The 12,952-nt window shown below is 61.3% G+C and carries 13 protein-coding genes and 1 tRNA gene; 6 read left to right on the forward strand and 8 right to left on the reverse strand.

Annotated elements, in window-relative coordinates:
- Window positions 1-15: 15 nt before the first annotated feature.
- A complete protein-coding gene (locus CKO11_RS05545; protein ID WP_223634047.1) occupies window positions 16-663 on the reverse strand; it encodes a TenA family protein in 648 nt (215 codons plus the stop codon).
- The gene (locus CKO11_RS05550) at window positions 656-1,435 is read right to left on the reverse strand and encodes a BtpA/SgcQ family protein (RefSeq protein ID WP_263298401.1); all 780 of its coding nucleotides are present in this window, start codon (window positions 1,433-1,435) and stop codon (window positions 656-658) included. Before CKO11_RS05550 ends, CKO11_RS05545 begins: the two co-directional genes overlap by 8 nt.
- 93 nt (window positions 1,436-1,528) lie before the next feature.
- Here CKO11_RS05550 and CKO11_RS05555 point away from each other — a divergent pair, with 93 nt between their 5' ends.
- Window positions 1,529-2,407: a PfkB family carbohydrate kinase gene (locus tag CKO11_RS05555; protein ID WP_223634051.1), complete on the forward strand. Its 879-nt coding sequence runs from the start codon at window positions 1,529-1,531 to the stop codon at window positions 2,405-2,407.
- A 53-nt stretch (window positions 2,408-2,460) separates the two neighbouring features.
- Here CKO11_RS05555 and CKO11_RS05560 read toward each other — a convergent pair whose 3' ends face one another.
- Genes CKO11_RS05560 through CKO11_RS05585 form a run of 6 tightly spaced genes read right to left on the reverse strand, consistent with a single transcriptional unit; the run spans window position 2,461 to window position 8,059 of the window.
- Window positions 2,461-3,222, reverse strand: a complete 762-nt coding sequence (locus tag CKO11_RS05560) for a glutamine amidotransferase (protein WP_223634054.1) — start codon at window positions 3,220-3,222, stop codon at window positions 2,461-2,463.
- 20 nt (window positions 3,223-3,242) lie between these two features.
- The gene (locus CKO11_RS05565) at window positions 3,243-4,307 is read right to left on the reverse strand and encodes a phosphotriesterase (protein WP_223634057.1); all 1,065 of its coding nucleotides are present in this window, start codon (window positions 4,305-4,307) and stop codon (window positions 3,243-3,245) included.
- Entirely contained in the window at window positions 4,304-5,308 is a 1,005-nt protein-coding gene (locus tag CKO11_RS05570) for an ABC transporter permease (RefSeq protein WP_223634060.1), read from the reverse strand. Before CKO11_RS05570 ends, CKO11_RS05565 begins: the two co-directional genes overlap by 4 nt.
- On the reverse strand, window positions 5,308-6,087 hold the full coding sequence (locus CKO11_RS05575) for an ATP-binding cassette domain-containing protein (RefSeq protein ID WP_223634063.1): 780 nt from the start codon (window positions 6,085-6,087) through the stop codon (window positions 5,308-5,310). The genes CKO11_RS05570 and CKO11_RS05575 overlap by 1 nt, the downstream gene beginning before the upstream one ends.
- A gap of 2 nt (window positions 6,088-6,089) precedes the next feature.
- Entirely contained in the window at window positions 6,090-7,019 is a 930-nt protein-coding gene (locus tag CKO11_RS05580; RefSeq protein ID WP_223634066.1) for a substrate-binding domain-containing protein, read from the reverse strand.
- A gap of 26 nt (window positions 7,020-7,045) precedes the next feature.
- Complete coding sequence (locus CKO11_RS05585; RefSeq protein WP_223634069.1) at window positions 7,046-8,059, reverse strand: LacI family DNA-binding transcriptional regulator; 1,014 nt, start codon at window positions 8,057-8,059, stop codon at window positions 7,046-7,048.
- Between the two features lie 498 nt (window positions 8,060-8,557).
- Between CKO11_RS05585 and CKO11_RS05590 the strand changes: the two genes are divergently transcribed.
- From CKO11_RS05590 to CKO11_RS05610, 5 genes are all read left to right on the forward strand, one after another.
- Window positions 8,558-9,574 carry a DctP family TRAP transporter solute-binding subunit gene (locus CKO11_RS05590; protein ID WP_223634072.1) on the forward strand — a complete coding sequence of 339 codons (1,017 nt, stop codon included), beginning with the start codon at window positions 8,558-8,560 and terminating at the stop codon, window positions 9,572-9,574.
- Window positions 9,575-9,649: 75 nt separating this feature from the next.
- Window positions 9,650-10,147: a TRAP transporter small permease gene (locus CKO11_RS05595; RefSeq protein WP_223634074.1), complete on the forward strand. Its 498-nt coding sequence runs from the start codon at window positions 9,650-9,652 to the stop codon at window positions 10,145-10,147.
- A complete protein-coding gene (locus CKO11_RS05600) occupies window positions 10,140-11,474 on the forward strand; it encodes a TRAP transporter large permease (protein ID WP_223634076.1) in 1,335 nt (444 codons plus the stop codon). Before CKO11_RS05595 ends, CKO11_RS05600 begins: the two co-directional genes overlap by 8 nt.
- A 135-nt stretch (window positions 11,475-11,609) precedes the next feature.
- A tRNA-Val gene (locus tag CKO11_RS05605) sits at window positions 11,610-11,685 on the forward strand.
- A 349-nt stretch (window positions 11,686-12,034) separates the two neighbouring features.
- A complete protein-coding gene (locus CKO11_RS05610; RefSeq protein ID WP_223634079.1) occupies window positions 12,035-12,580 on the forward strand; it encodes a GNAT family N-acetyltransferase in 546 nt (181 codons plus the stop codon).
- Window positions 12,581-12,952 lie beyond the last annotated feature (372 nt).

The following is a 12,952-nucleotide window of genomic DNA, read 5'->3' on the forward strand; positions in this document are numbered from 1 at the left end:
ACGCCGCCCCCCTGCTTAGTCCAGATAGGCCGCAGAATGGAAATCGATCTCCAACTGCTGCACATGGCCGAAAACGCGCACGGCCTCGTCTTGTTGCGCCGGGGTCATGTCTTCCGACAGCCGGTCGATGCGGTCGCGCAACCAGTGCGCCTGCGCCGCAAAGCCCGGCGCGGCATGCATCGCCACCCAGTCATGCACCATCGGATCGCTCATCTTGTGCGCCATGCAAGCGGTGCACCACGTCCAATACATCCATTCGGCAGCAAACATCGCGGTGATGATCGCGGTGAAATCGCCATCGCGCGCAATGGCCAGCATGCCTTCGCGGAAGGCCGCCACCCGCGGCTCTGCCTGAAGCGCCGGATCAGGGGCGATCCCCCGCGCGGCAAAGGCATTTTCGAAATAGGGCATCTGCTCATTGGCCAGCGCATCGAGCGAAGCGATCAGCTTGCGCCGGTCGCCCATGTCAGAGGTTTTCGCCACCGCATAGCCAAAAATCGCAATCGCGGTTTCGACAAAGGCACCTTCGATCAGCAGATACCGGTCAAACACAATCTTCGGCAGCGTATCGGCGGCAATATCTTGCGTGAACCGATGCGCGACCATCGCGGCAAAGACATCGGCATTTTCGCGCAAAATGCGGTCACTGAGGCGTTCAGACATCGTGGCGCTCCTTGGCGGCGGCGACAAAGGACTTCACGCGTTCCGGATCGACCGGGTTCCACCACACGCCGCCTTCCTTGAGCGACGAGGCCACGATCACGCCATTGGTGCGATCAAGGATCATCGAGATATTTTCCTCGGTCACGCCCGAGCCCACCAGTAGCGGCAGATGGGTGGCGGCGCCGATTTCATCGATTTCTTCGACCGTGGCCGAATTGCCGGTGCGCTGGCCCGTGGCGATGATTGCATCGGCATCGAAAAACGCCAGATCGCGGGTCAATTCACCAATCGTGCGGTCCGCAACAATGGCGTGGGCGCCGTGTTTCACATGGCTGTCTGTGAACACCTTGACCCGCTCGGCGCGCAAAAGCGACCGATAGCGCATCGCCTCGGCGGCGCGGCCTTCCATGAACCCCTCGTTGGCGACATAGGCATTGGCCCATTGGTTCACGCGGATGAATTGCGCCCCGCCGGCGACGGCGGTGGCCAGCGCGGGCAGCGGCGCATTGGCCAGCACATTGATGCCCAGTGGCACGCCAAAAGCGGTGCGCAGACGATCGGTCACCACCGCCATCATCGCGGGCGTTTCCGGGCCGATATCCTCTGGCTTCGAGAACGGCACATCGCCATGGTTTTCGACGATCAGCCCGTGCAAACCACCCGCGATCAGCCGTTCGGCATCGCGCATACAGGCGTCATAGATCGCATCGACCGTCTCGCCGCGATAGCGCGGCGCGCCGGGAAAAGCAGGGCAATGGATCATGCCGATCAAGGCCTTGTCCCGCCCAAAAATCTCACTTATCGCTCCACCTGTGCGGTCAGAGATGAGTTGCATAGTTTACCTTTCACGAAAGAGGAATGAGAGATGAAGGCCTACGTCATCGGCAATGCTGCACTCGACGAGACGCTTGCGATCGATCGGTTTGTGCAGCCCGACGCTTCGGTCTTCGGCCGCCCGCTGTCGCGGGATTTGGGGGGCAAGGGCACCAATCAGGCGATTGCGCTGGCGCGCACCGGATTGCCTTGCCAGTTGTTTGCCGCCGTGGGCCAAGATGCCCGCGGCCAAGAAATCGCCACCCGGTTGCAAGCCGAGCCGGTGATGGCCGAGTTGATCACGCAAGACGGCGTGTCCACCGATGCCTCGACCATCTTGATGGCGGCCACCGGCGAAAATGCGATCATCACCACCCGCGATGCGGCGGAGGCTTTCACCCCCGATCAAGCGCGCGCCGCGCTGGCGGATGCGCAAGCCGGTGACCTGCTGGTGATGCAGGGCAATCTGAGCGGGCAGACCACGCTCGCCGCGCTGCAAGAGGCCAAGGCGCGCGGCCTGACCACGGCGTTTAACCCCTCGCCCCTGCAAGATTATTTCGCGCAGCTTTGGCCGCATGTGGACATTGCCTACGTCAATGAAGGCGAGGCCGAGGCTTTGGGCGGCGTGGCCGCCTTGCAAGCGCAGGGCGTCGCGCAGGTGGTGCTGACGCTGGGCGGCGCGGGGGCGCGACTGATCACGGCGCGCCAAGACCTGCACGTGCCCGCAAGCCCCTGCACCGTGGTCGATACCACCGGCGCAGGCGATTGTTTCATGGCGGTCTCGCTCGGCTCGGCGGCGCTGCGCGGCACCGATCTGGATGCCCGTGCGCTGGCCCATGGCGCGGCCGCCGCCGCCCATACCGTGGCGCGGGCGGGCACCGTCAGCGCCTTTCCGAGCATGGCCGAAATGCGCGCGCTTCTGGCCAGTTAAGTCTTGCGCGTGGCGGGGGCAGATCGCCCCGCCACGCCCCTTGCACATCGTGGTCACCGCGCGACAAGCCAGCCCAGAACATTCACCCAAAGCTGCTTGTAGCCCGGCCAATCGCAAAACGCGGGCGACAGCCAATGCGGCCCGATATCCGAGGTCCAGGCGGCGGTGCGCCCCTTGCCAAAGGTGCCGGTGACCAGAAGCGGATGCCCGCCTTGATCTTCGGGGAGGCGGGCCAGAACCTCGGCCCCCGCTTTCACCTCGACCTCATTGACCCCAAGGATCGGCGGCCATTCGCCGTCCACCCCCGCGAAAACAGCATGCTCCGGGGCGGTCAGTTCGGCCACGGCCCCTTCGGGGATTTCGACGCGGTCATCCCAAGGATGACAGGTGACGGGCAGAACCTCTTCCACCGGAGTGCGCCGCCAGCGGGCTTTGCCGTCAATTCCTTGGAACGAGAAATAGCCCCCCATCATGATCAGATTGCCGCCTTCGGCCACCCATTCTTTCAGCAGGCGCAGCCGGTTCGGCACGCATTTGGAGCGCAGCCAGACATCGGGCGGCAGCAAGAAGGTATTGGCGCCAATATCCGACAAGATGATGATGTCATAGGGTTTAAGCCCCTCCATCTCGAAGGGGAACCCCTCGGCCGCCTCGTGGGCGGTCATATAATCCACTTCAAACTCGGTGCCCTTAAGCGCCTTGAGAAGCGGATCGGCCCCGGTGTGGAAATGCACCGAGCCGAATTGATCGAACCCTTTGAAATGGGTTTCCGATGTGGTCCAGCTTTCGCCGACCAGAAGAACCTTGAAGGCCATGTTGGCTCCTTTGGGACAGATCAGAAAGTGGCGTCAAAAACCCGGCGCGGGTTTGACACCATCAACACGTCGCGCATCGCCGGGTCGAGCCCGTGGCGCAACAAACGCGGCAGGAAATGGCGGGTGACAAAGCCGTAGCCATTGCCGCCATAGCGGGTGAGCATCATTTTCACGAAGACATCATGCGAGAGCAGGATCTTGTGGCCAAAGCCCGCATCGGTCAGGGCAAGGATCGCGCGTGCCACCTCGTCATCAGAGGGGCATTGCACATTCTGATCGGCATAGAAGAAATCCATGCCCACCATATCGAATTCCAGATAGGCCCCGCGCTGCGCCAATGTCGCCTGATAGATCGGGTCCATATGCGAGGGGTTCATGTGGCACAAAACGCAATGGTTCAGATCGCCCCCTTCGGCCTCGACGATGTCTAGCACCTTATGCCCCAGCCGGAACCAGCCCGGCAGGTGCACCATCAAGGGCAGGCCCGTGCGGGCCTGCGCCCGCGCTGCGCCGCGCAGCGAGGTTTCTTCCAGCTTGGTGAAATCCGACGAGACGCCGATTTCGCCGATCAAGCCGATTTTCGCATCGGTGCCATCGGTGCCGTTCAGCGCCTCGGCCACGATCTCATCGGCAATCGCATCGGCCGACAACCCGCGCGCGGCCTGAGGGATCGAGCTGTCCAGATAATAGCCCGCCCCCATCACGATATTCACGCCCGCGCCCTTAGCGATGTGGCGCAGCTTTCGCGGATCACGCCCAATGCCACGGCAGGTCGGATCCACGACAGAGTGCCCCCCCGCCGCCGTGAACGGGGCCAGCTCCGCAATCGCCAGATCCGGGTCATCCAGCGCGATATTGTGCTTGTTGACAAAGGGATCTTGGCGCAACTCGCCCAAAATCTCGATCGAGACCTTGGCCTCGGCCAGATAGGCGCGCTCGGGCTCTTTGGGCGGGTTCCACCAGCAGGAACAATCGTTTTGCAGGTGTTCATGCATCAAGGTGTGGCCCAGATCGGCGCTTGGGATCGGGCCATTGACCGTCATCACAAGCCCCGAACCGGTATGGGCTACGGACCGCTCGCTCATGCCTTTTTCCTTTTGCCGAACCGCCAGTTCCGTTCGAACAGCCGGGTGTTCATCCAGATCGCGATCAAGATGATCGTGCCGGTGACGATCTGCGTGAAGAAGGGCGAGATATGCAGCAAGATCAGCCCGTTGCCGATCACCGCAATGGTCATTGTGCCCAACACCGTACCAAACATCGACGCCTTGCCGCCCAAAAGCGAAGTGCCGCCCAGAACAACCGCGGCGATCACCTGCAATTCGAAACCTTGCGCCGCGTTCGACGAGCCAGAGCCCAGACGCGCCGCGATCAAGATCGCCGCGATGGCCGAAGCAAGCCCCACCACCACATAGACCGAAGCCAACACCTTGCGCGCGGGCATGCCCACACGGCGCGCGGCTTCCATGTTGGAGCCCACGGCGATGACCTGACGGCCATATTGCGTGCGCAACATCACGATAAAGCCGATGATGGCGATCAAAATGGCGATCAGCGCGGGCACCGGCAGCCCCAAGATTTCGCCCCGGCCCAGCCAGAAGAACCCGTCGGCATCGCGGATCGGGATCGAATAGCCCTCGGTCAGGTAAAGCGCGGCACCGCGCAGGATCGACAGCCCCGCCAGCGTGACGATAAAGGCCGGGATCCCTTGATAAGAGATGAACCACCCCTGAACCCCGCCGATCACCGCGCCCATCACCAGCATCAGCACGATCGCCAGCGGCCAAGGCAGGCCCATCGCCATCAAGACCGCCGCCGACGCATTGATCAGCGCAACCATCGAGCCCACCGACAGATCAATGCCGCCCGTGGTGATGACCAAGGTCATCGCCACCGCCACCACCATGATCGGGGCGGCTTGGCGCACGATATTGAGCAGGTTGCCCATATTGAGGAAGGTCGGCGACAGCATGCCGAAAAACAGCACACACAGCGCGAAGAAGGTCGCAATCGACAAAACCTGCGCATGATCGCCGATGAAATCGGCCAGTTTGGAGCCGGCCTGACGCTCTGTATAGGCAACCATCAATGGCCTCCTTTGCCGACGATCAGGTCGACCAGTTCCTGCAAATTCGTCTTGTCGATATCGCGTTCTGCGATTTTCGTGCCTTCATACATCACCGCGATCCGGTCGCAGACGCGGAACAGATCCTGCATCCGGTGGGTAATCAGCACCACGGCCACACCGCGCGCCTTGACCCGGTTGATCAGCGCCAGCACCGCCTCGACCTCGGCCACGGCCAGCGCCGAGGTGGGCTCGTCCATGATCAGCACTTTGGGGTTGAAGCTGGCCGCGCGCGCAATCGCAATCGCTTGGCGCTGCCCGCCCGACAGCTTTTCGACCTTGGCGGTCAGCCGCGGGATGCGGATTTCCAGCGCGGCCAGCATCTTTTCGGCCTCTTCCAGCATGCGCGCCTGATCGAGGAACGGGCCGCGCTTGAGTTCGCGCCCCAAGAACAAATTGCCCACAACATCGACATGGTTGCACAAAGCGAGGTCTTGATAGACCATCTCGATATGCAGATCGCGCGCCTCAGAGGGCGTGGTGAAGCGCACCGGCTTGCCTTCCATGGTGATCTGACCACCATCGGGCACATAGGTGCCAGAGATCACTTTCGACAGCGTCGATTTCCCGGCTGCGTTATCGCCGATCAGCCCCAGACATTCGCCCGGACGGATATCCAGATCGACCCCGCGCAACGCCTGATGCGAGCCAAAGGTCTTTTCGATGCCGCGCAGCGACAGGATCGGCGCCGGTGCCGAGAGGGGGGCATCCCCCCTCCCTTCTTGATTTACATCCGCCATGCTCATTCGAACAGCGACCGGAAGTCGTCCACGTTTTCTTGGGTGACGATGGTGACCGGAACCGAGATTTGCGGCGCAACGGTTTCACCATTCGAGATCGCCAAAAGCGCCTCGACCGCCGCAGCGCCCATCGCCGCCGGATCTTGCTGCACAACACCTTTGAGATAGCCCGCATCGATCGCATCGATCGCCTGCGCGGTCAGATCCCAGCCGTACAGGTCGATATCCGATTGCTTGCCTTGGCTTTCCACAGCGGCCAAAGCGCCCATCAGCGCCGGCTCACCCGTGGCGTAGATCGTGTTCAGATCGGGGTTGGCGGTGATCAGGTTTTCCGCCGCGCCCAGCGCCACGTCTTGGATGTTTTGCCCGTCGACGGTGCCCGCGATGGTGACATCGGCGCCCAGCGCATCCTTGAACCCATCCATACGCACGTTTTGGATATAGGAGTTCAGCGCGCCGACGATGCCCAGTTTCGTCGGATCGGCATAGCTTTCCGTGTAGAAGGCCGCCATATCGGCCCCGGCGGCGGCGTTATCGACACCGATTTGCGCCTTTTGCGGGCCTTCGGGCAGGATCGCATCAATCGCCACAACCGGGATGCCCGCCGCATCGGCCTGTTCCACCGCCGGCATGATGCCATTGACGTCGATGGCGACCACGGCCAGCCCGTCCACGCCTTCTTGGATATAGGTCTCGATCGCCGAGTTTTGCGCGAAGGAATCATTGTTGGCGTTGAAGATCACCAGATTCACGCCCGCCTTTTCGGCCGCTTCCTCGGCACCGCGGTTCATTTCATTGAAGAACAGCGCCTGTTGGTTGATTTGCACCAGCGCAAGGGTCTTGGTCTCTTGCGCCACGGCAGGCAGGGCCGCAGTCAGGCTGGCGGTGGCCAGCAATGCAGCGAAACCGCGACGGGTCAAGGGAGACAGCATGGGTAGTCCTCTCTGTTGGGTCGGTGTCAGGTTGGCATCGGCGGGGCCACCGAAGCCCGCTCGATGAGGGTGACAGGCAACAGCACCTCTGACGGGGGCTTGCTGCTGTCTGCGGCGCGCGCCAGCAAAAGCGCCAGCGCGCTTTTGCCCAGATCGCGCACCGGTTGGCGCACGGCGGTGATCGCCGGTGCAAACAGGTGCAAGGGCCCGACATCGTCGAACCCCACAACCGAAACCTCTTCGGGCACGCGGATGCCCGAGGCTTGCAACACTTCCATCAGGCCCATCACCAATTCATCCGAAGTGGCGAAAATGGCGCTTGGGCGCTGATCGGCGGGGCTTTGCAAAAAGCGGCGCGCCGCATCGCGCCCGGTCTCAAGCGTATAGGTGCCCTGATGGCGCAAAACCCGGACTTGCGGCCCGGCGACCTCTTGCAAGCCGCGCAAAAAACCGGCGTGGCGGCGCTGGCCGGAAATCATCTCTTCGCCGCCGCCAATCACCATCAGATGGCGATGCCCGGCCTCGGCCAAATGCCGCCCGGCCAGATAGCCGCCCTGTTCGTTGTCGGAAAACACCTTGGGCAGATCGGTGCCTGCGATATCTTCATCGACGATGATGCAATTGCCCGCTGCCTGAAGCCGCCGCCCCAATTCGCCATCATCGGCATGGTTGGTCACGAAAATCAGCCCATCGGCATGGCCGCGTGCGACGGTATCGATATAGGACAATTCCCGATCCCGCCGGTTCAGCGTGGCATGCAAGGACAACGACAAGGCGCGCGCATCCGCCTCGGCCTCGACGGCGGCCACAAAGGTGGCAAAGAACGGCGAGGAAATATCGGGCACGATCAGCGCAATGGTATCGGACCGCCCAAGGCTAAGACGGCGCGCATGCGGGTTGGGGCGATAGTCCAGATCGCGGATCGCGGCATGGATTTGTGCCGCCGTGCGCGCGGGCAGGTCCAGCGACCCATTCAGGTAGCGCGACACGGTCGTTTTCGACACGCCCGCCGCATTCGCCACATCCTGCAAGGTTGCCAATTTCGCGCTCCTTCGCCGTGATTCCGATTGTAAATCGGTTTAGTAACCCGGTTTACCTAAGTGACAGCGCAAGTTTGGCCGACTGTAAAGGGCGAATCTGGCGCAAGGCGCGGCACGCCGAAAAAAGATCGAAAATTGCGCATCGAAGATGAGTTTTTCACCATCTGCGAGTCGCCTGCCTGCGCGCATCGCAGCTTGCAGCACCGATTGCCCCGCCGGACAAACCGCCGGACAAACCGCCGCGCGCCGGGCGCGCGCGTCAGCGGATCACAGCCGCCCTTGTGGTGCGGCGATAAGCATCAGCGCCGCACAAGCCCCGAATAACGCTAACAGACCACGCCCGAGGCATTGCATTGCGCGATCAGCCCCAGAAAGAAACTAATGTTTCAAGCTTGGCTTACGGTGGACAATATTCTTCATTCTTTATATCGAGCCGCTTGGGGCACTGGGAGGTGCGTCGAACCAAGGGCCTTGCGCCCAAGCCACAGGATGAGACGGATGAAATTTGGAACCTTGAGCGGCATCGTTGGGAAAACCGCGCTGGCGGGCATGATGGCCGGCGCGCTGATGGCTGGCAGTGCCGCCGCAGAGACCCTGCGCCTGTCGCAAAACACCGGCGACACGACGACATGGCAAAAAGGGGCCGAGAAGTTCGGCGAGCTGGTTGCCGAGGCGACGGACGGCGATTTTAAAGTGCGCGTCTTCCCCAATGCCCAGCTTGCGGGCGGCGACCAGATGAAACAGGCCGAGATGGTGGGCCGTGGCGCAATTGATCTGGTGGTCAGCTCGGCGATCAACGTCACGCCGCTGGTGCCGGAAATGGCCGCTTTCTCGCTGCCCTATCTCTATGCTGATTACGCTCAGGTTGATGCCACCACCCAAGGCGAGCCGGGCAAGATCTTGTCGGAGATCTTGAAAGAAAAAGGCATCATCGTTCTGGCTTGGGGCGAAAACGGGTTCCGCGAAGTCACCAACAATGTGCGCCCGATCACCGGGCCGGAGGATATGAAAGGCCTGCGCATGCGCGTGGCGGGCCCGATGTATATTGATGTGATGAATGCGCTCGGTGCCAACCCGCAGCAAATGCAATGGAGCGAAACGCTCACCGCGCTGCAACAAGGCGTGGTCGACGGCCAAGAAAACCCGATCGGTGCTGTGATCATTCCGCAGCAAGTCTATGAAATGCAAAAGTATTTGACCACTTGGCATTATTCTTATGACCCGATCTTCTTGGGCATCAGCCAAGCGAAATGGGACAGCTTCGACGACGAGACGAAAGCCAAGTTCCAAGCGGCCGCCGACGAGGCGATGGCCTATCAGCGTGAAATCTCGCGCGAGGCCACCGCGACGGGCGTCGAATTCCTGCGCGAACAAGGCGTCGAAGTCTATGAACCCACTGCCGAAGAACTGGCGGCGTTCAAAGCGGCGACCCAGCCTGCCTTTGACAAATGGGCCGAAATGGTCGGGCCGGAATTGGTGGGCGCGTTCCAGACCGCCATCGCCGCCGCGCAATAATCGCTCTAGCGATCCGCCTTTGCGGGCGCCCCGAACCGGGGCGCCCCATGCCATCAAGCGCCCCCCGGAGGCCCTATGTCTTTCTTTCTGTTGCTTCTGCGTGAGGCCGAGAAAATCATCTGCGCGGTGATTTTTCTGGCCATGACGCTTCTTGGCTTTGCCAATGTGGTGGTGCGCTATGGCACGCATTATTCTTTGGCCGCGACCGAAGAATTGCTGACCAACGGGTTCTTGCTTTTGACCATTTTCGGGGCGGCGATCGCGGCACGGCGGGGCGAGCATCTGGCGGTAGAGCTGGTGAACGACCTTCTGCCGCGCGCGCTGCAACGGGTGGTGCTGGCGCTGTCGGTCCTTGCCTCTGTGATCTTGCTGGTGCTTTCGGCCTATTTCTCGTGGGAGGCGTTGCAAAACCTTCTGTCGAACGGAATGCGCTCTTACGCGCTGGGCATTCCGGCATGGTATTATCAGGCGGCGGTGCCTTTTGGCTTTGCGCTGATCTTGATCCGGTATTTGCAGCACGCATGGGAAGAATGGCGCAAAGGCCATGCGTTCGGGGTGGTCGGCGATGTATGATCTGATCCCTGGGCTGGCCACAGGCACCGAAATGGTGCTGCTGTTTTTCATTCTTCTTGCGCTGCGGGTGCCCGTGGCCTTTTCGCTGGGCCTCTCCGCGATCTATGCCATGTGGCAAATGGGCTTCGGGCTTGATCTGGTGGGCGATCTGATCGCCGCCGGGATCACGAAATTCTCGCTTTTGGCGATCCCTTTCTTCATTCTGGCGGGCACGCTTTTGGGCACGCTGGGCATTGCCGAGCGGATGATCCGCTTCTTTCGCGTGCTGATTGGCTCTGTGCCCGGCGGCATGGGGCTTGTGGGCACGGTGGTGTGCCTGTTTTGGGGCGCGGTCAGCGGCTCCGGCCCCGCCTCGGTGGCGGCGATCGGCCCGATGATTATCAAAGGCATGGAAGAAGACGGCTATCCGCGCGCCTATTCCGCCGGGCTTGTCTGCACTGGCGCCGCGTTGTCGATTGTGATCCCGCCCTCAATCGGGCTGGTGATCTATGGCGTGATCGCGGAAACCTCGATCTCAAGCCTGTTTCTTGCCGCGATCCTACCCGGCATTTTCATGGGCGTGATGATGCTGCTGACCCTGCCCTTTGCCAAGGCGAAGGCCAAAGGCACCGCCACCGCAGCACGGCTTGAGGAACTGAGCCCCATGCCCTACGCCGGAAACGGCTATCTGCGCCGCCTGTTTTTGGCCTTCAAAGACAGCTTCTGGGGGCTGATGACCCCAGTGGTGATCTTGGGCGGGATCTATTCGGGCATGTTCACCCCCACCGAAGCCGCTTTGGTCGCCACGGTCTATGCGCTTTTGGTGGGCGGGCTGGCCTATGGCACGCTGACCCTCAAGGGGCTTTATGCAGCACTCAGCAATGCGGCCGCCTCTTCCGCGATGGTGATGCTGGTTGTGGCTTACGCCAGCCTCTTTGGCTGGGTGGTGTCCGTCGAAGATTTGGTCGGCTCCTATTCCGGTGCGCTTCTTGGCCTGTCGGAAAATGAAGGGGTGATCTTGTTCGTGATCATGGTGATCTTGCTGATTGCCGGGATGTTCATGGATGCGGTAACGGTGATGTTCATCTGCCTGCCGATCTTCTTGCCGGTCGCGCGCGAGTTGGAATGGAACCTTGTCTGGTTCGGCGTTCTGGCGATGGTGAACCTGGCGATTGGGCTGATCACCCCGCCGGTGGGGATCAATCTATACGTGGCGGCGCATGTCGCCCGCCTGCCGATTGAACGCATTGCCAAAGGCACCCTGCCCTTTTTGCTGGTCTGTCTTGTGGGCCTTGCCGTGATCGCCGCCTTCCCCGCGCTGTCCTTGCTCGGGGCCGACAGCCCCTAAGCCGGGCCAGAAGCGACCAGACATGCCATCACGCGGCTTGCAAACGGCAACGCGCCAAGAGACCTGAAATCAATGGCGTCCGCGCCAGTTTGCGCCTTGCAGCATGCCGCGCAGGCAGGCTAAAAGGCGCCCGTTGGGTGATTAGCTCAGTTGGTAGAGCGCCTCGTTTACACCGAGGATGTCGGGAGTTCGAGTCTCTCATCACCCACCACCCTAAACCGTTGAAAAAAAGACATTATACCCCATTGGGGATCGCGCCGCTTCTAGTGAGACACAGAGGTGGTACACATGGGTCTTATGATGCCGACGCCGACGAAAGCGACAGCAAAGCGAAACTGCCTGCTCCGAGTCCGTGTTCCTGCCGATATTTTGAGCAAGGTTCGCGGCACCACACTCCAGATCGAACTTGATGGGCGGCCCGTCCGCGTTGGAGCCGCCCGCCTCACCATAGTCCGCACCTTGTGGCGGCATGCCGCCCACTGACAGAAGCAAGGACCTGCTCGCTGGATACTTGACCAAACCCGCCCGATCACAGAAGAAATCACAGAAGAAGTGGAAGGATGAGCGCAAATTATCGTCTGCAAGAAGAGTTCGAGACAGCCCGCTACTACCTCCGTCGCGTGAAGGTGGATGACGCCCAGCCCATTTTCGACAGCTACGCGACCGATGCTGAGGTCACACGCTTCCTCGGCTGGAAACCCCATCAAAGCCTCGCGGACACGTCCGCGTTCTTGGAAATAGCGGCCGCCGAATGGGACTTGGGAAGCGGCTTTCCCGTTGTCGCATTTGACCGCAAAAGCGGTGGCTTCGTTGGAATGTTTCACCCCAAACTGATTGGCCATAGGGTGAGCTACGGCTACGTTCTACAGAGATCGGCATGGGGAAAGGGCTGCGCAACAGAGGTGATGCGGTGGCTTGTGGAACAGGCTCTCGCTCACCCCATGATTTACAGGGTGGAAGCCTTCTGTGACGTGGATCATCCTGCATCGGCCCGAGTGATGGAAAACGCAGGTATGGAGCGCGAGGGCATCCTGCGGCGCTACTTCCACCACCCCAACATTTCCGAAGCGCCCCGCGATTGCTTCATATACTCCAAGGTCCATTAAGGGCTCGAACCGGTCACGCGGCGCTGCGGCGTGCGGCGAGATAGAGCCGCAACGTCGGACCCGACGTGCTCGGCCAAGGCCGTCGGTCACGCCCCGACGTGCTTTTTGCGAAGCAGCCGCTCAGGCAAGGCGGAGCGATAGGCGCTCACAGTCCAAAATGCTCCGGCCGAATGAACCTCAGGGCCGAGCATTCATACGGTTGGCTTCGCTGTTTTCGTGCCTGCTACGGGCTTTTCTGCACCAGTCGTGCTGCCAACAACCGGGCTGCTGGGGCGACGAAAGGCCATGGAGTTGCGGAACGGTCGCTTCGTCGCCGGCTGCGCGAGGAAGTCCTTGAGATCCAGTTGTTTCTTAGGGGTAGAATATCCCATG

The sequence above is a fragment of the Rhodobacter sp. TJ_12 genome, from assembly GCF_020023995.1.
Classification (GTDB): Bacteria; Pseudomonadota; Alphaproteobacteria; order Rhodobacterales; family Rhodobacteraceae; genus Rhodobacter.

Bases quoted from the DNA above. Each gene is read 5' to 3' on its own strand.
- CKO11_RS05545 (WP_223634047.1), bottom strand. From the start codon at position 663: ATGTCTGAACGCCTCAGTGACCGCATTTTGCGCGAAAATGCCGATGTC.
- CKO11_RS05555 (WP_223634051.1), top strand. From the start codon at position 1,529: ATGAAGGCCTACGTCATCGGCAATGCTGCACTCGACGAGACGCTTGCG.
- CKO11_RS05560 (WP_223634054.1), bottom strand. From the start codon at position 3,222: ATGGCCTTCAAGGTTCTTCTGGTCGGCGAAAGCTGGACCACATCGGAA.
- CKO11_RS05565 (WP_223634057.1), bottom strand. From the start codon at position 4,307: ATGAGCGAGCGGTCCGTAGCCCATACCGGTTCGGGGCTTGTGATGACG.
- CKO11_RS05570 (WP_223634060.1), bottom strand. From the start codon at position 5,308: ATGGTTGCCTATACAGAGCGTCAGGCCGGCTCCAAACTGGCCGATTTC.
- CKO11_RS05575 (WP_223634063.1), bottom strand. From the start codon at position 6,087: ATGGCGGATGTAAATCAAGAAGGGAGGGGGGATGCCCCCCTCTCGGCA.
- CKO11_RS05580 (WP_223634066.1), bottom strand. From the start codon at position 7,019: ATGCTGTCTCCCTTGACCCGTCGCGGTTTCGCTGCATTGCTGGCCACC.
- CKO11_RS05590 (WP_223634072.1), top strand. From the start codon at position 8,558: ATGAAATTTGGAACCTTGAGCGGCATCGTTGGGAAAACCGCGCTGGCG.
- CKO11_RS05595 (WP_223634074.1), top strand. From the start codon at position 9,650: ATGTCTTTCTTTCTGTTGCTTCTGCGTGAGGCCGAGAAAATCATCTGC.
- CKO11_RS05600 (WP_223634076.1), top strand. From the start codon at position 10,140: ATGTATGATCTGATCCCTGGGCTGGCCACAGGCACCGAAATGGTGCTG.
- CKO11_RS05610 (WP_223634079.1), top strand. From the start codon at position 12,035: ATGAGCGCAAATTATCGTCTGCAAGAAGAGTTCGAGACAGCCCGCTAC.